Genomic DNA, 23,192 nt, shown 5'->3' with positions numbered 1-23,192 from the left:
GGATTATATTTTATTTGGCTGATGTATTGTCATAATTTAACATAGGCTAGAATTTAAATATGGTTAAAATTCCGAAACTGTATGAATAACAATGCTAAAATATTATCGAATAGCAAAATGCATTTTGAGATTTCAGAGCGAAGAATGCTTCTTCGCCTTTTTGATATTATTTTTGTTTTATTAAGTTTGTATTTTGTTGAAATTCAATTCGGAGTTAAATATTTAGAGTTCTCAGTTAGTAATTTTTACTGGACGGTTGTTTTGGGAGTGTATATCCTTTTTTTTGGATCAATTTTCGAAATGTACAATCTTCAAGTAGCCAGTAATGAATTTCAAGTTTTGAAAAGTACAGTCCTTACGGTGTCTACTACTGTTTTAGTATATTTATTGACACCTATTTTCTCACCCACATTACCGACTACCAGAATTCAAATCCTTACATTTTATGGGATTGTTTTAATGACTCTGATTTTATGGAGGTTGTTTTATGTTAAATTTTTGGCTTCCAATCGATTTGTCCAGAATGCGGTATTGATTTGTGACAAGGAACAGCTCGAAGAGTTAATTTTAGGGCTAGAAAATATAGACCCACATTATAAAATAATTGCTTATGTTAGTGTTGATACTATTGATAATAAGGACTCAGTTCATGATGATTATGTACAGCAAATAGAAAAGAATACACTGGTTTCCTTTGTTAAGAAACATGGAGTTTCAGAAGTTGTAATTGCTTCTCAAAAAACGGAGGGTATTACTTCCGAATTGTACCAACAATTACTTCAACTCTTAGAATCGGGAAAAAGTATTCGGGAATATACCCAAGTATATGAAAGTAAAACACATCGTATTCCGGTACACTATATGGCAAGAGATTTTTATCGTTTTTTTCCCTTTAGCAGGAGCAATAATAATAAATTGTATTTGTCGATCGTAAGAGTTTTTGAAATACTATTATCCTTAGTAGGTATTTTTTTGGGAGTAGCATTATTGCCATTGATTCTTTTGGGGAATAGTATAGGAAACAGAGGTGTTTTGATATACACGCAAGAGCGGATTGGTAAAGATGGGGTTGTTTTTAAAATTTTAAAACTACGGACCATGGTGAAAAATGCAGAATCAAATGGCGCAGTTTTTACTGTTGTAAATGATAGCCGAGTTACTGCATTTGGGAGATTTCTAAGAAAAACCAGAATTGATGAATTTCCCCAGTTTTACAATATTCTTAAAGGAGATATGGCAGTTATCGGTCCAAGACCGGAACGCCCTTGTTTTGTATATAAAATTGCCGAACTCATGCCTTTTTACGAAACCAGACATGTCATTAAACCAGGTCTTAGCGGTTGGGCTCAAGTAAATTACTCTTATGGAGAAAATATTGAAGATAGCTTAATCAAGTTGCAATACGATCTTTATTATATCAAGCATAGAAGTGTCTATTTAGATCTGAATATTGCCCTTAGAACCATTACAACGGTATTGTTTTATAGAGGACAATAGTTTAAGAGTTGATTTATAAAATCGTTTTGGCTTGTTTTTAAATAATTATAGGAATCTTTTTTTTGTTTTTTAAAGCTAGTTTGGTCAATAGTATAACACTCGTAATGATAAGAGGAAGTACTATAAATAAATGTATTTTGTTGATTAGTATAATCAAATAGATCAATAAAAAGAGCAGATTGAAAATCGACAGTTTATAAGTCCATTTTTGATTTTTTGTATGGTAAAAATAAAAAAGAATAAGTAAGGCTGGATTAAATAGCAAAATGTTGTAGTTATAAGCTAATTCCTGATGATTTGAATAGAATCCAACGAAAAGAAAGAATAATCCCAGTAATCCCATTATTAAAAAGTAAAACTGATTTAGAATCTTCTTATTTACAATAAGGATAAGTCCTAGAACAAGGATATAAGTATAGAAATTATTCCACCAGGAAGTTGGTGGTGTTTCTTTGAACTCAAGGATAGTTTTGTTTTCTTTGACAAGCGGTTTTTGTTGGAACTGAGTTGTCTTTAAACTTTTTTGCAATTCAAAAGGTAAAAAAATCTGTGTTCCTAAATTATCGACTTTTTTCCCGAAAATAATGCTAGTGCCTAATTTCTCGTAAAAGTGATGGTCAAAATAAGGATACAATATGGTTCTATAGGTAAGGTCCGTATCTGTGTTTTTTACAATTGTAGTGCTGCCCAATGTTTTGTTAATGATATCCACAACCATTGAGGTACAGTTTTTATCAATAAACTTATAGGTATAATGGCTGCTTCCAGAAGTTAAAGAGGCATTTAAATTATCAAATAGTTTTTGTTTTAGGTTTCCGGGAATATCTAATTCTTGCTCATAAACCGATCTTTTTTCGTAGGTATATTCATTTATGAAATCCGTATAAGGATGGACTACGGCAAAATACTGTAGGTCTCCTTTTGTGAATTTCATTACAAAATTAGGAGTGTTAAAGTCAAAAGCGCCATAGTTGTAAACGGCGTCTATAAAATGCTCCGGATCGCTAATCCGAATGGCTGTATGACCAAACATTGAATAGGATTCGTTGCCCGTACCGCATGTCAATACACTTACTCGTGCATTTTTTGACAATGTAGGAGTTTGCCCATAACTATGGTTTGTTATTGCTATTAATAAAAGGATCAGGAATGAAATTTTTTTAAATAACGATAAATTTATTGTCATAATAATTTAATTTTTAAAAATAGAAAATTCAATTTCAACAAAAATCAAAAGCAAAACTGCATTTTTTTGTTAAGAAATAAAGGCTGTTTCGGTACGGATAATTGCGATAATAACATTTAATTTTTATCAAAAGTATAGTTTTTTACTGATCTTAGTCTCTCCTTTGGATAATTTAATAGTAATGAGCAAAAGCTGTTAACAATCTCTATAAAAAAACGAGCCTAGCATCCACTTATTATATTAAATTTGTCCGCTTAGACGATAAAAATCAAAATACAATGAACATTAAAAAACACATCCCGAATTCCATTACATTACTTAATCTTTTTTGTGGTTGTATAGCAACTGTTTTTGTGGCGAGACTTGATTTCGAAATGGCTTTTTATTTTGTTTGTTTAGGGATTTTTCTCGATTTTTTTGACGGTTTTTTTGCTCGCTTGTTTAAGGTTTCTAGCCCGTTAGGTTTACAGTTAGACTCTTTGGCTGATATGGTTACCAGCGGATTAGTACCGGGTTATGTGATGTTTTCATTGATGGAATCAGCTTCAAATCCGAATCATTATTTTTCGTTTTTAGGATTTATCGTTACTATGGGGTCCTGTTATCGATTGGCTAATTTTAATATAGATACCCGTCAGACGGATTCTTTTATTGGTTTGCCTACACCTGCTAACGCACTATTTATTTTAAGCTTGCCTTTGGTTTTAAAATATTCAGATTCATTATTTATTCTCGAAATTTTAACGAACCAATGGATTTTGTTAGTAATTGCTTTATTTAGCGCTTATATTTTGAATGCCGAGATTCCTTTGTTTTCTTTAAAAATTAAAAAATTTAGTCTTAAGGAGAATGCACTTCAAATTGGTTTCTTGTTGTTGTCCTTTTTATTATTGCTTTTCTTTCAATACATAGCTATTCCATTGATTATTATAGTGTATGTGTTGCTATCTGTGGTGAACAATAAATTCTTGAAAAAATAGTCTTCGCTGGATGAGAAAAAAAACAGCGCGGAGAAAAACTACTGTAGTTCGTAAACCTTATAGGAAAGCTAGCAGTTTTTCAACTAGAATATTGCGTTTTTTGGCAATTTGCTTTTTTTTACTGCTCGTTTTTGGTTTAGTTTACCATTATCGGGATGGTTTGGCTTATTATTTTAGTTTTAAATCGGATAAGGTTTTAGAAGGAACAACGGAAGAAAAAAGAATCTCAGATGTTCGAAACTACCAAGTGCTGGAAAAAAAAGAAGGCAAGGCTGTTGGTTTAGACGTTTCGGAATACCAAGGAAAAATCAACTGGGATGATGTTGATTCTTTGGAAAATAAATATCCTATCCATTTTGTGTTTATTCGTGCCACTGTAGGCAGTGATCGATTAGATAAACGGTTTAAAGAAAATTGGCTTGGTGTCAAGAAAAACAAATTTCTAAGGGGAGCATATCATTATTATCGTCCCAATGAAAATTCTTTGGAGCAAGCGGAACTTTTTATAAAAACTGTTTCTTTGCAAAAAGGAGACTTGCCACCAGTTTTAGATATCGAAAAATTGCCTAAAAATCAATCCATAGAACGGCTAAAGATTGGGTTGAGGCGTTGGCTAAATGCCGTGGAAGCTCATTATAAAGTAAAGCCAATTATTTATACGGGAGAAAGTTATTATGAGGATTTTCTAAAAGAGGAATTCAACGATTATCTTTTTTGGATAGCCAATTATAATTTTTATAGAGAGAAAATGGAAGAGGATTGGCTTTTTTGGCAATTTACCGAAAAAGCTACTGTTCCCGGAATTAAAGGAAATATTGATGTTAATATTTACAATGGAGATTTACAGCAACTCAGATATATTACTGTTGAGTAGTTTTTAAAAGGCATATTTCAGAAGTAGCTAGCAAAAAAAAACAGATTTCAGATTAGATGTTAATACTCTTTATCTGAAACCTGCTTTAATTAATATGTTTTCTTCGAGCTGTATTCTGCTTCTGAAATCTAAATTAAAACTCCAGTTTCTTTTTTCTTAACTCAAAATTCTGCCCAAGATAAACGCGACGTACCATTTCATCTTCTACTAATTCCTCTGGGATTCCTGCTTTCAGGATTCCACCTTCAAACATCAAATAGGTTTTGTCAGTAATAGCCAGGGTTTCTTGAACGTTATGATCCGTAATTAAAATTCCGATATTTTTGTTTTTTAATTGCGCCACAATTCGCTGAATGTCTTCTACTGCCACAGGGTCAACTCCGGCAAAAGGCTCATCAAGTAAGATGAATTTTGGGTCGGTAGCCAAACATCTCGCAATTTCGGTACGGCGACGTTCTCCTCCTGAAAGTAGATCCCCGCGATTGGTACGAATATGTTCTAAGCTAAACTCGGCAATCAGGCTTTCCATTTTAGCAACTTGTTCTTCTTTCGAAAGTTTGGTCAGCTGCAGTACACTTAATATGTTGTCTTCAATGCTGAGTTTTCTAAATACAGAAGCTTCTTGTGCTAGATAGCCAATGCCTTGTTGTGCTCTTTTGTACATTGGATAATCAGTAATATTTAAATCATCAAGATAAATATTTCCCGAGTTTGGTTTTACCAAGCCTACAATCATATAAAAAGAGGTCGTTTTTCCCGCACCATTAGGTCCAAGAAGACCAACGATTTCTCCTTGGTTTACTTCGACCGAAATACCTTTTACTACACTGCGCCCTTTGTATGTTTTTATTAAATTTTCGGCTCTTAATATCATCGTTTATTCGGTTACTTGATTATCTGATAATTTGATTCTTCGACAAATAAACGAATAACCAATTTAACAAATAACCACATTAACAATTATTTAGTCTCTTCGAGTGCTTCCCAAAATTCGTAAGCTCTTCTTAAATGTGGGACTACAATGGTGCCTCCAACTAATGTGGCAATCCCCATGGCTTCCATCATTTCCTCTTTGGTCACTCCTTCTTTGTAGCTGGTTTCTAAATGGTACTTTACGCAATCATCACAACGTAAAACTGCTGATGCTACTAAGCCCAAGAGTTCTTTTGTTTTAACATCAAGAGCACCGGCTGCATAAGCATTGGTATCTAAGTTGAAGATTCGTTTTACGATTTTGTTGTTGTCTGCCAGTAGTTTTTCGTTCATTTTTGAACGATACTCATTAAATTCTTGAATGATATCAGCCATTTTGTTTTTTTTGTTTTTTAGCAACAAATACCGAAATAAAGATACTTGCCTCGTAAATTATTAACATTGGAATAGCAACGATAGTTTGACTCACAACATCCGGAGGTGTAACAATAGCGGCTATAATAAGTACAAGTACAATTGCATATTTTCTGTATTTCCTTAAAAATTCAGGAGTAACAAGTCCTAATTTTGTTAAGAAATAGATGATGATTGGTAGTTCAAAAAACAAGCCACTTGCAATGATGGAAGTTTTTACCATGCCAATATAGGAGTCTAAAGTAAATTGATTCTTTACAATATCACTAACTGTAAATGTGGCTACGAAATTGACAGACATAGGGATAACCACAAAATAGCCAAACACTACTCCTAAAAAGAAAAGTAAGGAAGAAAAAAAGATAAATACTTTAGCATTTTTTTTCTCTTGAATATAAAGGGCGGGACTTATGAATTTCCAAATTTCCCACAAAATAAAGGGGAAACTCAAAATAAAACCTGCTAGAATACAAATCCAAATAAAGACATTAACCTGTCCCTCCATTTGTGTGTTCTGAATAATAAAAGGCATTTCGGTGATACAAATGCTTTCTGCAAAACCAAGAGAATGTGATAACTCACAAAAAAAGACATAAGTAAAGAAAGTTGGTCTTGTTGGACCAAAAATAATGGTGTCAAACAAATAATCACTTATGAAATAAGTTGCGAATGCCATTATTATTATTGCAATCGTACTTCGAACCAGTAGCCATCTTAGATCTTCTAGATGATCTAGAAACGACATTTCATTTAGGTTTTTCTTTGCCATTATACTATTCCTTCTTTTAAAATGTCATGTAAATGTAAAACACCTTTGTATTGACCATTGTCAACAACAACTAATTGCGTGATGGAGAAATCTTCTAAGATATTTAATGCATCTACCACCATATCTGTTGACTGAATCAGTTTTGGATTTTTGGTCATGATGTCTTTTGCAGTTAATTCGGCAAAAGAATCTCTCTCGTTTAGCATTCTTCTAATGTCACCGTCGGTAATAATTCCAACTACTTTTTCTTGGTCTATCACAGCAGTTACGCCAAGTCTTTTTTCTGAAATTTCAAAAATTACTTTTTTTATCGAGCTGTCTGGAGAAACCATTGGTTTCAAAGTATGTTCCAGCATGTCTTTTACCTTGAGTAATAGTTTTTTACCTAAAGCGCCTCCTGGATGGTATTTTGCAAAATCTTCGGCTTTGAAATCGCGTATCTCCATCAGACAAACTGCAATAGCATCACCCATAACTAATTGTGCGGTGGTACTGTTTGTAGGGGCTAAGTTATTGCGACAGGCTTCTGTTTCTACGGTTGTGTTTAGAACAAAATCAGAACCTTTGGCAAGAAAAGAAGTCATGTTTCCCGTGATTGCAATTAAGGTATTGCCAAAACGCTTTAAAAGAGGAACCAAAACCTTTATTTCGGGACTGTTTCCGCTTTTTGAAATGCAAATAATGATGTCCTCATTTTGAACCATTCCTAAGTCTCCGTGAATCGCCTCAGAGGCGTGGAGGAACATAGATGGTGTTCCGGTTGAGTTGAATGTGGCGACCATTTTTTGAGCTATGATAGCGCTTTTTCCGATGCCGGTTACAATTAATCTTCCTTTAGAATTGTAGATTGCTTGAGTTGCTTCTGAAAAATTTTCGTCTAGTAAATTTGTGAGGTTTGTAATCGACTCGCTTTCAGATAAAATGGTTTTTTTGGCGATCGCCAATATATTTTCTTTTGAAATCAAAACAGAATATTTTAAATTTGTACGTGTAAAAGAATTTTGTATCTTTATGTGATGCAAATTTATACAAAATACCACATAATCAAGAATGAATTCAAACGAAATTGATATCCACAAAGAATTAAAAAAATATTTTGGTTTTAGCCAATTTAAGGGGTTACAAGAACAGGTTATTAAAAGCCTACTTAATAAACAGAATACATTTGTTATTATGCCAACAGGCGGTGGTAAATCGCTTTGTTATCAATTGCCCGCTTTAATTCAGGAAGGGACTGCTATTGTGGTTTCGCCTTTAATTGCTTTAATGAAAAATCAGGTAGATGCCATAAGAAGTTTATCTTCGGAAAATGGTATCGCCCATGTTTTAAACTCTTCACTTACAAAAACGGAAATTGCTCAAGTTAAAAAGGATATTACTTCCGGATTGACTAAATTGTTGTATGTGGCTCCCGAATCTTTGATTAAAGAAGAAAATGTCAATTTTCTTAAAAGTGTGACTATTTCTTTTGTAGCTATAGATGAGGCGCATTGTATCTCTGAGTGGGGACACGATTTTAGACCAGAATATAGAAATCTAAAACACATCATAAAGCAATTAGGTGATGATGTACCTATTATTGGTCTTACAGCAACTGCTACTCCAAAAGTACAAGAGGATATTTTGAAAAATTTGGATATGTCTGATGCGACTACTTTTAAAGCGTCGTTCAACAGACCTAATCTATATTATGAAGTACGTACAAAAACAAAAAATATAGAATCGGATATTATTCGTTTTATAAAACAGCACAAAGGCAAATCAGGAATTATTTACTGTTTGAGCCGTAAAAAAGTGGAAGCCGTTGCCGAGGTATTACAGGTAAACGGAATAAGTGCGGTGCCTTATCATGCAGGATTGGATGCCAAAACTAGAGCCAAGCATCAGGATATGTTTCTGATGGAGGATGTTGATGTTGTTGTAGCGACAATTGCTTTTGGAATGGGAATTGATAAGCCGGATGTGCGTTTTGTAATTCACCACGATATTCCTAAATCACTCGAAAGCTATTACCAAGAAACGGGTCGCGCCGGTCGAGATGGTGGCGAAGGACATTGTTTGGCTTATTACTCATATAAGGATGTTGAGAAATTAGAGAAATTCATGTCTGGTAAACCTGTTGCTGAACAAGAGATAGGTTTTGCTTTATTGCAGGAAGTTGTGGCTTATGCCGAAACTTCCATGTCTAGAAGGAAATTTTTACTGCATTATTTCGGTGAAGAATTTGACAGCGAAACAGGTGAAGGTGCTGACATGGATGATAATGTTAGAAATCCAAAAACAAAAATTGAAGCCAAAGATCAAGTGGTCAAATTATTGGAAGTGGTGCGAGATACCAAGCATTTATACAAATCAAAAGAGATTGTTTTTACCTTAATAGGTCGCGTCAATGCAGTTATAAAAGCGCATAGGACAGATTCTCAATCTTTTTTTGGGTCTGGTGCTGATCATGATGAGAAATATTGGATGGCATTGCTCCGACAAGTGCTTGTAGCGGGCTATTTATCCAAAGATATCGAGACTTATGGAATTGTAAAAGTCACTAAAAATGGTTTGAATTTTATTAAAAAACCGGTTTCTTTTATGATGTCCGAAGATCATGAATATAATGAAAGCGAAGACGAAGCTATTGTAACTGCGGCAAAATCTACTGGAACTGCTGATGAAGTATTGATGGGCATGTTACGGGATTTACGTAAAAAAGTGGCTAAGAAATTAGAAGTTCCGCCATTTGTGGTTTTTCAAGACCCATCTCTTGAGGACATGGCGCTTAAATATCCTATTTCTCTAGATGAACTGATCAATATTCATGGAGTTGGAGAAGGGAAAGCAAAGAAATACGGTAGAGAATTTGTTGACTTAATAAGTCATTATGTAGCCGACAATGATATTATTCGTCCTGATGATTTGGTTGTAAAATCTACCGGAGTTAACTCGGTAAATAAACTCTATATCATTCAAAATATAGACAGGAAATTGTCTTTGGATGATATTGCCAAGGCAAAAGGATTGACAATGGATACCTTAATCAAGGAAATGGAGCAAATTGTTTATTCCGGAACTAAGTTGAATATAAAATATTGGATTGATGATATGCTTGATGAAGATCAGCAAGAAGAAATTCATGATTATTTTATGGAATCCACAACAGATAAAATAGAGGATGCTTTAAAAGAATTTGAAGGAGATTACGATATTGATGAATTGCGATTGATGCGCATTAAATTTATCAGTGAAGTAGCAAATTAGTATTAAGTAAACATTTTTAGTATTCAGTATTTTAAAGATTATATCTGAATACTAAAAAAGTTCTCTCTAAATTGATCTTTGTTTACTCAAACAATACCCCGCGATGTGGTTTTAAAGCATCGCGTACCTGAATCATGTTTTCATCGTTTATCACCATATAAGCAATGGCTTGCATTTCGCCATAGATTTCAAAACCAGTAATGTTTACGGGTAATTTCTCAGCTACAATGTATTCTTTTAAATGAATTTCGTGATGTTCGGCTGTTTTTGCCGAAGCTGGACCACGAAAATCCCATATTAATTTTATTTGTCTAGACATTTTTAATCTTTATAAGTGTAGAAAGACAAAGTTACAAAGACTTATTCAAATTGTCCTGTTTTTAAAATTTGAAAACGGATTTCCTATTCAATATCCAGAATTCAATACAAAATAGTACTTTTGTACCGGATTATTTTAGTACTTCTAAAAAAAAATATAATCTGAAAATCTCGCAATTAAAAAAATGCCTCAAGAACTCCTATTACAAGTATCTCCGGAAATAGCCGCAAACGAATTGTTGCTAAAAGATTATGTTGCAAAACAAATTAAGGTTTCTCCTAAAGAAATTCAACATGTCTCGATTTTAAAACGCTCGATTGATGCGCGACAAAAAGCAATAAAAATCAATTTGAAAGTAGCGGTTTATTTAAAGAATGAACCTTTTCAAGAAACTAAATTTCAAATTCCGGATTATAAAAATGTGGCAACAGCCCAAGAGGTTATTGTTGTAGGTGCAGGTCCTGCAGGTCTTTTTGCTGCTTTGCAATTAATTGAGTTAGGTCTAAAACCGGTTTTAATAGAAAGAGGGAAAGATGTTCGCGGTCGTCGTCGAGATTTGAAAGCAATTAATGTGGATCATATAGTTAATGAAGATTCTAATTATTGTTTTGGAGAAGGAGGCGCCGGAACCTATTCTGACGGGAAATTATACACCCGATCTAAAAAAAGAGGAGATGTAAACCGAATTTTGGAATTATTAGTGGCTTACGGAGCTACTCCAGATATTTTAGTTGATGCTCATCCGCACATTGGAACAAACAAATTGCCTCAGATTATGCAGGATATTCGAGAAAAAATTATCGAATATGGGGGGCAAGTATTGTTTGAAACTCGCGTGATAGATATTTTAGTGAAAAATAATGAAGTGCAGGGAGTCGTGACTCAAAAAGGAGATACGATTCTGGCTAATAAAATGATTTTAGCTACAGGACATTCTGCCAGAGATATTTTTGAGTTATTAGATAGGAAAAAAATATTTATTGAAGCAAAGCCTTTTGCCTTGGGCGTAAGGGCGGAGCATCCGCAGACTTTAATAGATAGCATTCAATATAGTTGTGATTATCGTGGCGAACTTTTACCGCCTGCTCCTTATAGTATAGTAAAACAAGTTGGGGGTAGAGGAATGTATTCCTTCTGTATGTGTCCCGGAGGCGTGATTGCTCCATGTGCTACGAGTCCCGGCGAAGTGGTTACAAACGGCTGGTCTCCATCAAAAAGAGATCAAGCAACTGCCAATTCCGGTATTGTGATCGAATTGAAGTTGGAAGATTTCAAGCCTTTTGCAAAATTTGGCGCTTTGGCGGGAATGGAATTCCAAAAAAGCATCGAACAAAAAGCATGGAATTTGGCAGGACAAACTCAAAAAGTGCCAGCTCAGAGAATGGTTGATTTTACACAGTCTAAAGTTTCTTCAGAAATTCCTAAAACTTCCTATGTTCCAGGAACTACATCGGTAGAAATGGGACAGGTTTTTCCAGGATTTTTGACTCAAATATTAAGAGAAGGGTTTTCTGAATTTGGAAAATCCATGCGTGGTTATTTGACAAATGAAGCAATACTTCATGCGCCAGAATCTAGAACATCTTCACCGGTGCGCATTCCGAGAGATCCAATTACTTATGAGCATCTTCAAATAAAAGGTCTGTATCCTTGTGGAGAAGGAGCGGGTTATGCTGGTGGAATTATTTCGGCAGCAATTGATGGTGAGAAATGTGCCTTGAAAATTCGAGAAAGTATCAGAAGTTGATTCTATGACAAATGAAAGCAGCCCGAGTCCGGACTGCTTTGCTTGGTAGTTTAAAAAAAATCTGTTATTTTTTTGGAGCAGGTTTTATTTCTGTGACAACGAGTTTTACCGTATTCTTTCCTATATTTTTCCCCATATGGGTAACGGCAGGACTGTACATAACATCCCCTGCTTTCATTTTCATTATTTTTGCTGGTTTGTCTTTTTCAGTGATTTCTAAAGTTCCATCAGTCAATGCATAAATAGTATGTTGAGGATGACTATGCCAAGGCATTGTTTGTCCTGGAGTGAATTCAACTGATAGAACTCTTACTTTGTCATTCTCAAGAAGTACTTTTTTATAGACTTTCGGATTTACTTTGATAGGATCTTGTGCGCGCATACTAGGGCTCAATAGTAGGAATAATCCAATGAGCACCGACATCGAAATCATTTTAATTGTTTTCATTTTATTTCGTTTTATTGATTAAACATAGAATGGATAATTTTAGCAGGATCCATTTTTTATCGAATATTATCATGGGTTTCATATAAAGATTCGGATTATAGGAGAACACAATATTTGATTTGTATTATAAAAGAAATATTTCTGGATTTGAGAATAATTTAGGATTTGATATGGATGTTGTCCTTTTCTTAAAAACTAGTTGCTATGAAAAAGACGAATCAATAGAATGGATTGTATTTATGGATTTAATTTTTATCAAGAAATCGTTTCTTTTCTTCGAATTCTTCTTTTGTAATCTCTCCTTTTGCATATCTTTTTTTTAGAATATTTAAAGGGCTATCTGTTTTTGTCTGTTGACCGGGAATTCCATAAGGAGTCGCAAATATCCAGATTAGTATAACAAGCCAAAATAGCCACCAGAGAAAATGCATTCCCAAAAATGATGACCATCATGCATAATAGATTTATTTACAATTAAGATGTAAATATATGAAATTCAGACGTATGTGTTTTTTGTTTTAACTTTGTTTTTATAAAAAATCGTCACATTTATTTTTAGAAACGATTTTTGAAGTCGTTATTTTTTGCTTTTCAGTCTGTCTTTAAATAGTTTTTCAAATTTCTCTATTTTTGGCTGAATAACCATTCTGCAATAAGGTTGATTTTTATTGTTTTCATAATAATTTTGATGATCATCATCGGCTTTGTAAAAGTTTTTGAAAGGTTCTAATGCCGTTACAATAGGGTGATCGTATATTTTTGCTTTGCTTAAAGCATTGATTATGTTTTGAGCTGCTAGTTTTTGCTCTTCATTTTTATAGAAAATAACTGAACGGTATTGCGTGCCAATATCTGCTCCTTGTCGGTTAAGTGTAGTGGGATCATGTACAGTGAAAAAGACTTTGAATATTTCGTCAAGGCTGGTCACTGTTTTGTCATAGGTTAATTGAACCACTTCTGCATATCCTGATTTGCCCGAAGAAACCTCTTCATAACTTGGGTTGGCATTTTTTCCTCCTGAAAAACCTGATATTGCCGATTTAACACCGTTTAAGTTTTCGTAAACAGCTTCAACACACCAATAACATCCGCCGCCTAGGGTTATTGTTTCCAAATTGGATTTTTTTGTCATTTTGTTATTTTGTCCAAACATATTAAATGTTAGTAATAGACATATTAAAATTGATTTTTTCATCTGCAGGTATTTATTGTTTTTTAAAGGTCTCCCAATAGCTATCGGCAGTGATTTGCATAACTGCTATCGGTGTTTACGACCAATTTACGGTCATGCTCATTTTATATTATTTAGAATCAGGGATAAAATCGAGTGCAATGGAATTCATGCAATATCTTTTGCCGGTTGGTTCAGGCCCATCGTCAAAAAGATGCCCTAAATGTCCGCCACATCTGCCACAAAGTGCTTCAATTCGTTCCATTCCCAATGAGTTATCGTTTTTGTAAACCACACTGTTTTTATTGTCTTGTTCAAAAAAGCTAGGCCAGCCGCAACTACTGGAAAATTTGGCACCTGAACGAAATAATTTATTGCCGCAAGCTGCACAATAATAGGTTCCTTTTTCATCGGTGTTCCAATATTTCCCTGTAAAAGGTCTTTCGGTATCGGCATGACGCATTACTTCATAAACATCTTCAGGTAATACTTTTTTCCATTCGGCATCCGTGAGATTCAGTTTTGTAGTATCCGTATTAGAATAATAGGGATTTTCGGGTTTGTTGATGTTATTTTCCATGACGTTATGTTTTTGGGATTTTTTTGGTTTACTCCCCGTTTGACCGCATGCAGTAAATATAAATAAGGGAAGTAAAAATAGAAGGCTAAAAAATGAGGTTGTTTTCATCTGACAATGTTCTTTATTTGTGTTACAAAGTTAAGTTGCTGATCTGTTATCTAATGTTGTTTACTTTATAAATTAACAGCTCTTTATGTAAGTTTTAACTATTGTTAATGTACGACAGAAAATCATTTTTGGTTTTAAAATCGGCAACATATATTTCGACTCAAGAATCCTAAATCAATTTTTCCATATCAGATTGACTTCAACATATCGAAAGAGAGCGTTAAAGCATCGAGCAATAGTTATCTTTTTTGTATTTTTGTGAAGCTAAAAATTAATATGATAGAAGAAAACGTAATATTAGTAAACCAAGCCGATGAGCAAATTGGCTTGATGCCTAAGTTAGAGGCACATGAAAAGGCGGTTTTGCATCGTGCTTTTTCGGTTTTTGTTTTGAATAGTAAAAATGAAATCATGCTGCAACAGCGTGCCCATCATAAATACCATTCTCCTTTATTGTGGACTAATACTTGTTGTAGTCATCAAAGGGAAGGAGAAACCAATGTTGAAGCAGGAAATCGACGATTATTTGAAGAAATGGGTTTCAATACTGAGCTTAAAGAATTGTTTCATTTTATATACAAAGCTCCTTTTGATAATGGTTTGACCGAGCATGAGCTTGATCATGTAATGATTGGATATTATAATGATGATCCGATAATAAATCCTGATGAAGTAGAAAGTTGGAAATGGATGGCTATTGATGAAGTGAAAAATGATATGCAGCTCCGTCCTGAAATTTACACTGTTTGGTTCAAAATAATTTTCGACGAGTTTTATCATTTTCTGGAAGATCACAAAATCTAAGAATGTAGATTGATGATTCCTGAATTTCTGTTGTCAATTTTCGTTAATCCCTATTCAATAATATAATGAGAGTAACCATAAGTAGAAAAGCACATTTCAATGCAGCTCACCGATTGTATCGTAAAGACTGGACTTTCGAGCAAAACGATGCGGTTTTTGGTAAATGCAATAATCCCAATTTCCACGGACACAACTATGATTTGATTGTTGGTGTTACAGGTGTAATTGATCAAGAAACGGGATTTGTTATGGATGTTAAAATTTTAGCTGATATCATCAAAGAAGAAGTAGAAGATCAGTTTGATCATAAAAATCTAAATTTGGATGTTCCTGAATTTGAAAATCTAAATCCAACTGCCGAAAATATCGTAGTGGTGATTTGGAATAAAATCAGAAAGAGAATTAAACCGGAGTTTGATTTAGAAGTGGTTCTTTATGAAACTCCTCGCAATTTTGTAACTTATAAAGGAGAGTAATGAGACTAAAGGTAGGAGATAAAATACCCAATTTTAAGGCTAAAGACGCCAATGGGAACGATTTTGATAGTTCAGCTATTGTTGGAGTAAAGCCTTTGGTTGTTTATTTCTATCCAAAAGACAATACTCCGGGTTGTACAGCAGAAGCCTGTAGTTTTCGTGATCAATATGAAGATTTCAAAGATTTAGGAGCCGAAGTCATAGGTATTAGTAGTGATAGTGTTACTTCTCATCAACAGTTTGCCCAACATTATAGATTGCCTTTTATATTGTTATCGGATAATGACAAGAAAATCAGAAAGCTTTTTGGAGTTCCATCAAGTTTGCTAGGCCTTTTACCTGGAAGGGTAACTTATGTAGTGGATAAAAATGGAATAATAAAGATGGTTTTTGATAGTATGATGGCGGCAAAGCACATTTCTAAGGCATTAGAAATGGTTCGGGAAATTAGTAGCTTGAATTAGTTATCGTAATTTAAATATATTTTAAAAGCAGGAGTTTGTTTTTGATGGAAAAACGTCTGTTTTAGAAAATTAGATTTAATAGTCGGTAATAGAAAGATTATGTGTACTTTTGCAGACGCAAATTAAAATAAAAGAAAAATGGCAAACGTTAAGAATTTAAAAAAAGACATCAACTACGTTTTAGGAGATATTATTGAAGCAGTTTATTTGTTTGAAATTTCTACAACAGGAAAACCAACAACTGAAACTAACAATTTAATCGATGAAGCTATCGCTGCTTTTGATGTTTTGATCGCAAAAGTGAACGCTAAGAATGTTGAAAACAAAAAAGCACACTTCAAACAAATCAATGTTGAATTGGAACAAACTGCTAATCAATTGATTGCTAAAATCAACGAATTGTAGTCTGAAAAAACGATAAAAAAGTGTAAATTTATTTTGGAGAATTAAAAATCCGCTGTATATTTGCACTCGAAATGAGACGCCAGCGTAGCTCAGTTGGCTAGAGCAGCTGATTTGTAATCAGCAGGTCGTGGGTTCGAGTCCCTCCGCCGGCTCATCGTAAAACCATCTAACTTTGTTAGGTGGTTTTTTTGTTTTATTAAAATTGAACGGCTTAGACTATTCTTATTGTTTAAAAAAAAACAGTAGATAAATAAGGTTTTTGTTTGGAGAAATAAAAATCCGCTGTATATTTGCACCCGAAATGAGACGCCAGCGTAGCTCAGTTGGCTAGAGCAGCTGATTTGTAATCAGCAGGTCGTGGGTTCGAGTCCCTCCGCCGGCTCATCGTAAAACCATCTAACTTTTGTTAGGTGGTTTTTTTTTTTTTTTACATGATTTTTTTTTTTTCTTGAAGTGCTTTGATGGATCAAGTTCAAAGCCTGTGTAAAAGCAGAAATTAGACGTAAATATTTAGTTAGTCTAAAAAGAAAAAAAATCAATATTTCTGGTGTTTTTAAATTGCAATCTAAGAGTTTTTGTGTTATGGGATTTGAATTGAGTTTGATTTGTTTTTTTATGTCGTTTGGCTAATCTGGTTAATCCATAGATTTTGTCAGTAGTATTTTTAAGAGTATTTCTTGGTTCTTGAGTTCTTTTAATATTAGGTTGTAGTCTGAATGGTGATTTGGTTTTGTCTTTTTGATTTTCAGGCTGCATTGACTTATTTCAGATAAAATAGGTTGACTTTTGGTTAGTAATTGTTTCCTGATGTTTTCATTTGGTAAGGTTGTAGGTTTGAATTTAGTTTTACTTCTTGTGAAAAGTGGGTTGTATCTATATGTAAGGAGTTGTTTCCTGCTTGCTATCCCGAAACATCGGTGCAGGATGCTTTGATTTGTGTAATAGTGTTTGGGATTTTGGTTGCTATCGGGGCTAGGGAAGTGGTTTTAGGGAGGAAATGTTCTCAAGCCGGTTCTAAATGTCTTGGTTGGTTGTTGGAAGCGGCGTAAAAACCCTTTAATTTGAATCAAAACTTATAATTGTGTCTTTATTATAAGGTAGTATTGATTGTTAAAAAGCCTTGCCGGGGCTGTGTTTTCGCCATCTAACGACTATATGTGTGCGTAATCCGTGAAACGCTGAAAAAACTTTGTATTCCAAAGTTCGGGTTTTCAGTGATTTAAAATTAAAGTTGCGAAAAGTTAAAAAAAAGGGGTTTAAAAAGCTTGAATACCCAGATAAAGGTGGTAGTTTTGCACCCGCAACAGCGACAAACGTTCATTAAAACACTGACAGCGATTATTTGATTTAGGGATTTAGTTTTCTAAAATAAAAGTCAAAAAAAGCTTGTGAGATTTGAATTTGCTTGTTATCTTTGCACCCCGCAAAATACGCAAAGTTCTTTGAGAGATTGGTAAGAGAGAATAAAGAAAACGAAGTTTTAAAGCTTCAAAAAAACTTTAAATTTTTCTTGCGAGATTAAAAAGAAGTTGTACTTTTGCACCCGCTTCGAGAAACACATTTAGATGTGAAGAACGAGACGAAAAAACGATAAGACACGTTCCTAGACATATTGAATTGACAGCCGTTTTAAGAGAGATCTTAAAACAAAAGAATAAGAGTAATAGAATCGATAGATTTGAAAAAACCGATAGATCTTCAGTCGAATAAAAACAGAGAATCATTTATGGTTCTCGCATAATATACGATGAAGAGTTTGATCCTGGCTCAGGATGAACGCTAGCGGCAGGCTTAACACATGCAAGTCGAGGGGTATAGTTCTTCGGAATTAGAGACCGGCGCACGGGTGCGTAACGCGTATGCAATCTACCTTTCACAGAGGGATAGCCCAGAGAAATTTGGATTAATACCTCATAGTATTATAGGATGGCATCATTTTATAATTAAAGTCACAACGGTGAAAGATGAGCATGCGTCCCATTAGCTAGTTGGTAAGGTAACGGCTTACCAAGGCTACGATGGGTAGGGGTCCTGAGAGGGAGATCCCCCACACTGGTACTGAGACACGGACCAGACTCCTACGGGAGGCAGCAGTGAGGAATATTGGACAATGGGCGCAAGCCTGATCCAGCCATGCCGCGTGCAGGATGACGGTCCTATGGATTGTAAACTGCTTTTGCACAGGAAGAAACAACTCTACGTGTAGAGTCTTGACGGTACTGTGAGAATAAGGATCGGCTAACTCCGTGCCAGCAGCCGCGGTAATACGGAGGATCCAAGCGTTATCCGGAATCATTGGGTTTAAAGGGTTCGTAGGCGGTTTAGTAAGTCAGTGGTGAAAGCCCATCGCTCAACGGTGGAACGGCCATTGATACTGCTAAACTTGAATTATTAGGAAGTAACTAGAATATGTAGTGTAGCGGTGAAATGCTTAGAGATTACATGGAATACCAATTGCGAAGGCAGGTTACTACTAATATATTGACGCTGATGGACGAAAGCGTGGGTAGCGAACAGGATTAGATACCCTGGTAGTCCACGCCGTAAACGATGGATACTAGCTGTTGGGAGCAATCTCAGTGGCTAAGCGAAAGTGATAAGTATCCCACCTGGGGAGTACGTTCGCAAGAATGAAACTCAAAGGAATTGACGGGGGCCCGCACAAGCGGTGGAGCATGTGGTTTAATTCGATGATACGCGAGGAACCTTACCAAGGCTTAAATGTAGATTGACCGGTTTGGAAACAGACTTTTCGCAAGACAATTTACAAGGTGCTGCATGGTTGTCGTCAGCTCGTGCCGTGAGGTGTCAGGTTAAGTCCTATAACGAGCGCAACCCCTGTTGTTAGTTGCCAGCGAGTCATGTCGGGAACTCTAACGAGACTGCCAGTGCAAACTGTGAGGAAGGTGGGGATGACGTCAAATCATCACGGCCCTTACGCCTTGGGCTACACACGTGCTACAATGGCCGGTACAGAGAGCAGCCACTGGGTGACCAGGAGCGAATCTATAAAACCGGTCACAGTTCGGATCGGAGTCTGCAACTCGACTCCGTGAAGCTGGAATCGCTAGTAATCGGATATCAGCCATGATCCGGTGAATACGTTCCCGGGCCTTGTACACACCGCCCGTCAAGCCATGGAAGCTGGGGGTGCCTGAAGTCGGTGACCGCAAGGAGCTGCCTAGGGTAAAACTGGTAACTAGGGCTAAGTCGTAACAAGGTAGCCGTACCGGAAGGTGCGGCTGGAACACCTCCTTTCTAGAGCTTGAATGTTAGTAGCAATACACTTTCAAGAAAGAAGACGAAAAGAGATATTGGAAAAATATCTAAAGAATTTATTACTCTTGCTGTTAGTTCAAATAATACAATTTAAGAATAAGAGTGTCTCGTAGCTCAGCTGGTTAGAGTACTACACTGATAATGTAGGGGTCGACAGTTCGAGTCTGTCCGAGACAACTATTTACACTTAAATACAAAGAAGAATCTAGAGTTAGCAATTCACAACTCATTTGGATGTAAAGTAAAGTTACTGAAAACTGAATACTGAACACTGCCAACTGTATTGGGGGATTAGCTCAGCTGGCTAGAGCGCCTGCCTTGCACGCAGGAGGTCAACGGTTCGACTCCGTTATTCTCCACAAATCAGTTGATTTGGTTTTTTGGTCATTCGTTTATTCGAATCACCGAATCCATAAATCCACAGATAACCGTTCATTGACATATTGAGATAAGAAAAATATTAAAAAGTAGAAAGCGTTTTTTACTATTTATAGTAAAAGACAAACAAAAACGGTCTTAATTAAATTTAAGATTGGTACAATAAGCAAAATAAGGGCGTATGGGGGATGCCTTGGCTCTCAGAGGCGATGAAAGGCGTGATAAGCTGCGAAAAGCTACGGGGACGGGCACACACCGATTGATCCGTAGATACCTGAATGGGGCAACCCACTATGTTGAAGACATAGTACACCGATAGGTGGGCAAACCCGCTGAACTGAAACATCTAAGTAGGCGGAGGAGAAGAAAACAAAAGTGATTCCGTAAGTAGTGGCGAGCGAACGCGGATTAGCCCAAACCAATGTTGTTACGGCAATGTTGGGGTTGTAGGACCACGACATTTCTTGCACAAGGAACTAGAATCTACTGGAAAGTAGAACCAAAGAGGGTGATAGTCCTGTATAGGTAACGAGTGTAAAGGATAGTGGTATCCTGAGTAGGGCGGGGCACGTGAAACCCTGTCTGAATTTGGCGGGACCATCCGCTAAGGCTAAATACTCCTGAGAGACCGATAGTGAACCAGTACCGTGAGGGAAAGGTGAAAAGAACCGTGAATAACGGAGTGAAATAGATCCTGAAACCATACGCTTACAAGCGGTCGGAGCCCTTTCGTGGGGTGACGGCGTGCCTTTTGCATAATGAGCCTACGAGTTAACGTTGCTGGCAAGGATAAGTGGTTAAGCCACGGATCCGTAGCGAAAGCGAGTCTGAATAGGGCGCTTTAGTCAGTAGTGTTAGACGCGAAACCGTGTGATCTACCCATGGACAGGTTGAAGCTGTGGTAACACACAGTGGAGGACCGAACCCGTTGACGTTGAAAAGTCTTGGGATGATCTGTGGGTAGGGGTGAAAGGCCAATCAAACTCGGAAATAGCTCGTACTCCCCGAAATGCATTTAGGTGCAGCGTTATGCGTAAAGTTATATAGAGGTAGAGCTACTGATTGGATGCGGGGGCTTCACCGCCTACCAATTCCTGACAAACTCCGAATGCTATATAATGTTTCATAACAGTGAGGGCTTGGGTGCTAAGGTCCAAGTCCGAGAGGGAAAGAACCCAGACCATCAGCTAAGGTCCCCAAATATATACTAAGTTGAAAGAACGAGGTTTGTCTGCCCAGACAGCTAGGATGTTGGCTTGGAAGCAGCCATTCATTTAAAGAGTGCGTAACAGCTCACTAGTCGAGCGGACGAGCATGGATAATAATCGGGCATAAGTATATTACCGAAGCTATGGATTTAGAGTTTACTCTAAGTGGTAGGGGAGCATTCTAACAGGGTAGAAGGTGTATCGTAAGGTATGCTGGACTGGTTAGAAAAGAAAATGTAGGCATAAGTAACGATAATGCGGGCGAGAAACCCGCACACCGAAAGACTAAGGTTTCCACAGCTATGCTAATCAGCTGTGGGTTAGTCGGGACCTAAGGCGAACCCGAAAGGGACAGTCGATGGACAACGGGTTAATATTCCCGTACTACTGTTAACTGTGATGGGGTGACGGAGTGATGAAAGTGCCGCGAACTGACGGAATAGTTCGTTGAAGTACCTACCTATAAGACCCGCAGGCAAATCCACGGGTTTTGGGGAAATACGATAGTACTCGGCGTCTTCGGACAAAGAGATAGTGCACCTAAGGGCTTCCAAGAAAAACCTCTAAACTTCAGGTTAATAGTACCCGTACCGCAAACCGACACAGGTAGTCGAGATGAGAATTCTAAGGTGCTCGAGAGATTCATGGCTAAGGAATTAGGCAAAATAGACCCGTAACTTCGGGAGAAGGGTCGCCAGCAGCAATGCTGGCCGCAGTGAAGAGGTCCAGGCGACTGTTTATCAAAAACACAGGGCTCTGCAAAATCGTAAGATGAAGTATAGGGCCTGACACCTGCCCGGTGCTGGAAGGTTAAGAGGAGATGTTATCTTCGGAGAAGCATTGAATTGAAGCCCCAGTAAACGGCGGCCGTAACTATAACGGTCCTAAGGTAGCGAAATTCCTTGTCGGGTAAGTTCCGACCTGCACGAATGGTGTAACGATCTGGACACTGTCTCAGCCATGAGCTCGGTGAAATTGTAGTAACGGTGAAGATGCCGTTTACCCGCAGTGGGACGAAAAGACCCTGTGCACCTTTACTATAGCTTAGTATTGACCTTGGATAAATGATGTGTAGGATAGGTTGGAGACTGTGAAGTGGCGTCGCTAGGCGTTGTGGAGTCATTGTTGAAATACAACCCTTTGTTTATCTGAGGCCTAACCCCGTTTTGCGGGGGACATTGCTTGGTGGGTAGTTTGACTGGGGTGGTCGCCTCCAAAAGAGTAACGGAGGCTTCTAAAGGTTCCCTCAGTACGCTTGGTAACCGTGCGTAGAGTGCAATGGCATAAGGGAGCTTGACTGAGAGACATACAGGTCGATCAGGTACGAAAGTAGAGCATAGTGATCCGGTGGTTCCGCATGGAAGGGCCATCGCTCAAAGGATAAAAGGTACGCCGGGGATAACAGGCTGATCTCCCCCAAGAGCTCATATCGACGGGGGGGTTTGGCACCTCGATGTCGGCTCGTCACATCCTGGGGCTGGAGAAGGTCCCAAGGGTTGGGCTGTTCGCCCATTAAAGTGGCACGCGAGCTGGGTTCAGAACGTCGTGAGACAGTTCGGTCTCTATCTACTGTGGGCGCAAGAAATTTGAGTGGATCTGATTCTAGTACGAGAGGACCGAATTGGACAAACCTCTAGTGTATCTGTTGTCACGCCAGTGGCACCGCAGAGTAGCTACGTTTGGAAGGGATAAGCGCTGAAAGCATATAAGCGCGAAACCCACCACAAGATGAGATTTCTTTTAAGGATCGTGGGAGATGACCACGTTGATAGGCTATAGATGTAAAGGCAGTAATGTCATAGTCGAGTAGTACTAATAATCCGTAAGCTTATGTACACCTTTTCCTCCGGGGTAACCCGGAGGAAGAAACTTTCTAAATAAATACTTTTTTCTTTATCTCAGT

The 23,192-nt window shown here is 36.9% G+C and carries 19 protein-coding genes, 4 tRNA genes and 2 rRNA genes; 15 read left to right on the top strand and 10 right to left on the bottom strand.

Annotated elements, in window-relative coordinates; genetic code table 11:
• Window positions 1-81 precede the first annotated feature (81 nt).
• A complete protein-coding gene (locus tag ACMDB5_RS01385; RefSeq protein ID WP_413999251.1) occupies window positions 82-1,497 on the top strand; it encodes an exopolysaccharide biosynthesis polyprenyl glycosylphosphotransferase in 1,416 nt (471 codons plus the stop codon).
• Between the two features lie 37 nt (window positions 1,498-1,534).
• Here the strand turns inward: ACMDB5_RS01385 and ACMDB5_RS01380 are convergent, their stop codons facing one another.
• Window positions 1,535-2,683, bottom strand: a complete 1,149-nt coding sequence (locus tag ACMDB5_RS01380) for a DUF4105 domain-containing protein (RefSeq protein ID WP_413999250.1) — start codon at window positions 2,681-2,683, stop codon at window positions 1,535-1,537.
• Between the two features lie 278 nt (window positions 2,684-2,961).
• Between ACMDB5_RS01380 and ACMDB5_RS01375 the strand changes: the two genes are divergently transcribed.
• Window positions 2,962-3,663 carry a CDP-alcohol phosphatidyltransferase family protein gene (locus ACMDB5_RS01375; RefSeq protein WP_413999249.1) on the top strand — a complete coding sequence of 234 codons (702 nt, stop codon included), beginning with the start codon at window positions 2,962-2,964 and terminating at the stop codon, window positions 3,661-3,663.
• Window positions 3,664-3,673: 10 nt separating this feature from the next.
• Entirely contained in the window at window positions 3,674-4,537 is an 864-nt protein-coding gene (locus ACMDB5_RS01370) for a glycoside hydrolase family 25 protein (protein ID WP_413999248.1), read from the top strand.
• 133 nt (window positions 4,538-4,670) lie between these two features.
• Here the strand turns inward: ACMDB5_RS01370 and lptB are convergent, their stop codons facing one another.
• From lptB to ACMDB5_RS01350, 4 genes are all read right to left on the bottom strand, one after another.
• A complete protein-coding gene (lptB, locus tag ACMDB5_RS01365; protein WP_413999247.1) occupies window positions 4,671-5,411 on the bottom strand; it encodes an LPS export ABC transporter ATP-binding protein in 741 nt (246 codons plus the stop codon).
• An 86-nt stretch (window positions 5,412-5,497) separates the two neighbouring features.
• Window positions 5,498-5,845, bottom strand: a complete 348-nt coding sequence (locus tag ACMDB5_RS01360; protein WP_413999246.1) for a carboxymuconolactone decarboxylase family protein — start codon at window positions 5,843-5,845, stop codon at window positions 5,498-5,500.
• Window positions 5,838-6,653, bottom strand: a complete 816-nt coding sequence (tatC, locus tag ACMDB5_RS01355; protein WP_413999245.1) for a twin-arginine translocase subunit TatC — start codon at window positions 6,651-6,653, stop codon at window positions 5,838-5,840. The genes ACMDB5_RS01360 and tatC overlap by 8 nt, the downstream gene beginning before the upstream one ends.
• Window positions 6,653-7,618, bottom strand: coding sequence for a KpsF/GutQ family sugar-phosphate isomerase (locus tag ACMDB5_RS01350; protein WP_413999244.1), 966 nt, complete (start codon window positions 7,616-7,618; stop codon window positions 6,653-6,655). Before ACMDB5_RS01350 ends, tatC begins: the two co-directional genes overlap by 1 nt.
• A gap of 85 nt (window positions 7,619-7,703) precedes the next feature.
• Here ACMDB5_RS01350 and recQ point away from each other — a divergent pair, with 85 nt between their 5' ends.
• Window positions 7,704-9,902 carry a DNA helicase RecQ gene (recQ, locus tag ACMDB5_RS01345; protein WP_413999243.1) on the top strand — a complete coding sequence of 733 codons (2,199 nt, stop codon included), beginning with the start codon at window positions 7,704-7,706 and terminating at the stop codon, window positions 9,900-9,902.
• Window positions 9,903-9,984: 82 nt separating this feature from the next.
• On the opposite strand, the gene ACMDB5_RS01340 is transcribed toward recQ, so the two are convergent.
• Window positions 9,985-10,221 carry a hypothetical protein gene (locus ACMDB5_RS01340; protein WP_413999242.1) on the bottom strand — a complete coding sequence of 79 codons (237 nt, stop codon included), beginning with the start codon at window positions 10,219-10,221 and terminating at the stop codon, window positions 9,985-9,987.
• A gap of 184 nt (window positions 10,222-10,405) precedes the next feature.
• Between ACMDB5_RS01340 and ACMDB5_RS01335 the strand changes: the two genes are divergently transcribed.
• The gene (locus ACMDB5_RS01335) at window positions 10,406-11,968 is read left to right on the top strand and encodes an NAD(P)/FAD-dependent oxidoreductase (protein ID WP_413999241.1); all 1,563 of its coding nucleotides are present in this window, start codon (window positions 10,406-10,408) and stop codon (window positions 11,966-11,968) included.
• A gap of 64 nt (window positions 11,969-12,032) precedes the next feature.
• On the opposite strand, the gene ACMDB5_RS01330 is transcribed toward ACMDB5_RS01335, so the two are convergent.
• From ACMDB5_RS01330 to msrB, 4 genes are all read right to left on the bottom strand, one after another.
• On the bottom strand, window positions 12,033-12,416 hold the full coding sequence (locus tag ACMDB5_RS01330; RefSeq protein ID WP_413999240.1) for a cupin domain-containing protein: 384 nt from the start codon (window positions 12,414-12,416) through the stop codon (window positions 12,033-12,035).
• 245 nt (window positions 12,417-12,661) lie between these two features.
• Window positions 12,662-12,847, bottom strand: coding sequence for an SHOCT domain-containing protein (locus ACMDB5_RS01325; protein WP_413999239.1), 186 nt, complete (start codon window positions 12,845-12,847; stop codon window positions 12,662-12,664).
• A gap of 146 nt (window positions 12,848-12,993) precedes the next feature.
• Window positions 12,994-13,611 (bottom strand): peptide-methionine (S)-S-oxide reductase MsrA, encoded by a 618-nt coding sequence (gene msrA, locus ACMDB5_RS01320; RefSeq protein WP_413999238.1) that lies wholly within the window; start codon window positions 13,609-13,611, stop codon window positions 12,994-12,996.
• Window positions 13,612-13,717: 106 nt separating this feature from the next.
• Window positions 13,718-14,275 (bottom strand): peptide-methionine (R)-S-oxide reductase MsrB, encoded by a 558-nt coding sequence (gene msrB / locus ACMDB5_RS01315; protein ID WP_413999237.1) that lies wholly within the window; start codon window positions 14,273-14,275, stop codon window positions 13,718-13,720.
• 276 nt (window positions 14,276-14,551) lie between these two features.
• On the opposite strand from msrB, the gene idi reads away from it, so the two are divergent.
• From idi to ACMDB5_RS01265, 10 genes are all read left to right on the top strand, one after another.
• On the top strand, window positions 14,552-15,079 hold the full coding sequence (gene idi / locus ACMDB5_RS01310; protein WP_413999236.1) for an isopentenyl-diphosphate Delta-isomerase: 528 nt from the start codon (window positions 14,552-14,554) through the stop codon (window positions 15,077-15,079).
• A 65-nt stretch (window positions 15,080-15,144) separates the two neighbouring features.
• Window positions 15,145-15,555 carry a 6-pyruvoyl trahydropterin synthase family protein gene (locus ACMDB5_RS01305; RefSeq protein WP_413999235.1) on the top strand — a complete coding sequence of 137 codons (411 nt, stop codon included), beginning with the start codon at window positions 15,145-15,147 and terminating at the stop codon, window positions 15,553-15,555.
• Entirely contained in the window at window positions 15,555-16,019 is a 465-nt protein-coding gene (locus ACMDB5_RS01300; protein WP_413999234.1) for a peroxiredoxin, read from the top strand. Before ACMDB5_RS01305 ends, ACMDB5_RS01300 begins: the two co-directional genes overlap by 1 nt.
• A gap of 138 nt (window positions 16,020-16,157) precedes the next feature.
• The gene (locus tag ACMDB5_RS01295; protein WP_413999233.1) at window positions 16,158-16,424 is read left to right on the top strand and encodes a hypothetical protein; all 267 of its coding nucleotides are present in this window, start codon (window positions 16,158-16,160) and stop codon (window positions 16,422-16,424) included.
• Between the two features lie 78 nt (window positions 16,425-16,502).
• A tRNA-Thr gene (locus tag ACMDB5_RS01290) sits at window positions 16,503-16,576 on the top strand.
• A gap of 156 nt (window positions 16,577-16,732) precedes the next feature.
• A tRNA-Thr gene (locus ACMDB5_RS01285) sits at window positions 16,733-16,806 on the top strand.
• 1,362 nt (window positions 16,807-18,168) lie between these two features.
• A 16S ribosomal RNA gene (locus tag ACMDB5_RS01280) occupies window positions 18,169-19,682 on the top strand.
• Between the two features lie 124 nt (window positions 19,683-19,806).
• Window positions 19,807-19,880: transfer RNA gene (locus ACMDB5_RS01275), tRNA-Ile, on the top strand.
• Between the two features lie 108 nt (window positions 19,881-19,988).
• Window positions 19,989-20,062: transfer RNA gene (locus ACMDB5_RS01270), tRNA-Ala, on the top strand.
• Window positions 20,063-20,241: 179 nt separating this feature from the next.
• Window positions 20,242-23,125 (top strand): 23S ribosomal RNA (locus tag ACMDB5_RS01265).
• The 16S and 23S rRNA genes sit together here with 2 tRNA genes alongside, the layout of an rRNA operon.
• Window positions 23,126-23,192 lie beyond the last annotated feature (67 nt).

Source organism: Flavobacterium sp. W1B (assembly GCF_047344965.1).
Classification (GTDB): Bacteria; Bacteroidota; Bacteroidia; order Flavobacteriales; family Flavobacteriaceae; genus Flavobacterium.
Note: the sequence above shows the minus strand (reverse complement) of the source record. Positions and strands in the feature narration are given on the sequence as shown.

Bases quoted from the DNA above. Each gene is read 5' to 3' on its own strand.
- ACMDB5_RS01385 (WP_413999251.1), top strand. From the start codon at position 82: ATGAATAACAATGCTAAAATATTATCGAATAGCAAAATGCATTTTGAG.
- ACMDB5_RS01380 (WP_413999250.1), bottom strand. From the start codon at position 2,683: ATGACAATAAATTTATCGTTATTTAAAAAAATTTCATTCCTGATCCTT.
- ACMDB5_RS01375 (WP_413999249.1), top strand. From the start codon at position 2,962: ATGAACATTAAAAAACACATCCCGAATTCCATTACATTACTTAATCTT.
- ACMDB5_RS01370 (WP_413999248.1), top strand. From the start codon at position 3,674: ATGAGAAAAAAAACAGCGCGGAGAAAAACTACTGTAGTTCGTAAACCT.
- lptB (WP_413999247.1), bottom strand. From the start codon at position 5,411: ATGATATTAAGAGCCGAAAATTTAATAAAAACATACAAAGGGCGCAGT.
- ACMDB5_RS01360 (WP_413999246.1), bottom strand. From the start codon at position 5,845: ATGGCTGATATCATTCAAGAATTTAATGAGTATCGTTCAAAAATGAAC.
- tatC (WP_413999245.1), bottom strand. From the start codon at position 6,653: ATGGCAAAGAAAAACCTAAATGAAATGTCGTTTCTAGATCATCTAGAA.
- recQ (WP_413999243.1), top strand. From the start codon at position 7,704: ATGAATTCAAACGAAATTGATATCCACAAAGAATTAAAAAAATATTTT.
- ACMDB5_RS01340 (WP_413999242.1), bottom strand. From the start codon at position 10,221: ATGTCTAGACAAATAAAATTAATATGGGATTTTCGTGGTCCAGCTTCG.
- ACMDB5_RS01335 (WP_413999241.1), top strand. From the start codon at position 10,406: ATGCCTCAAGAACTCCTATTACAAGTATCTCCGGAAATAGCCGCAAAC.
- ACMDB5_RS01330 (WP_413999240.1), bottom strand. From the start codon at position 12,416: ATGAAAACAATTAAAATGATTTCGATGTCGGTGCTCATTGGATTATTC.
- ACMDB5_RS01325 (WP_413999239.1), bottom strand. From the start codon at position 12,847: ATGCATTTTCTCTGGTGGCTATTTTGGCTTGTTATACTAATCTGGATA.
- msrA (WP_413999238.1), bottom strand. From the start codon at position 13,611: ATGAAAAAATCAATTTTAATATGTCTATTACTAACATTTAATATGTTT.
- msrB (WP_413999237.1), bottom strand. From the start codon at position 14,275: ATGAAAACAACCTCATTTTTTAGCCTTCTATTTTTACTTCCCTTATTT.
- idi (WP_413999236.1), top strand. From the start codon at position 14,552: ATGATAGAAGAAAACGTAATATTAGTAAACCAAGCCGATGAGCAAATT.
- ACMDB5_RS01305 (WP_413999235.1), top strand. From the start codon at position 15,145: ATGAGAGTAACCATAAGTAGAAAAGCACATTTCAATGCAGCTCACCGA.
- ACMDB5_RS01300 (WP_413999234.1), top strand. From the start codon at position 15,555: ATGAGACTAAAGGTAGGAGATAAAATACCCAATTTTAAGGCTAAAGAC.
- ACMDB5_RS01295 (WP_413999233.1), top strand. From the start codon at position 16,158: ATGGCAAACGTTAAGAATTTAAAAAAAGACATCAACTACGTTTTAGGA.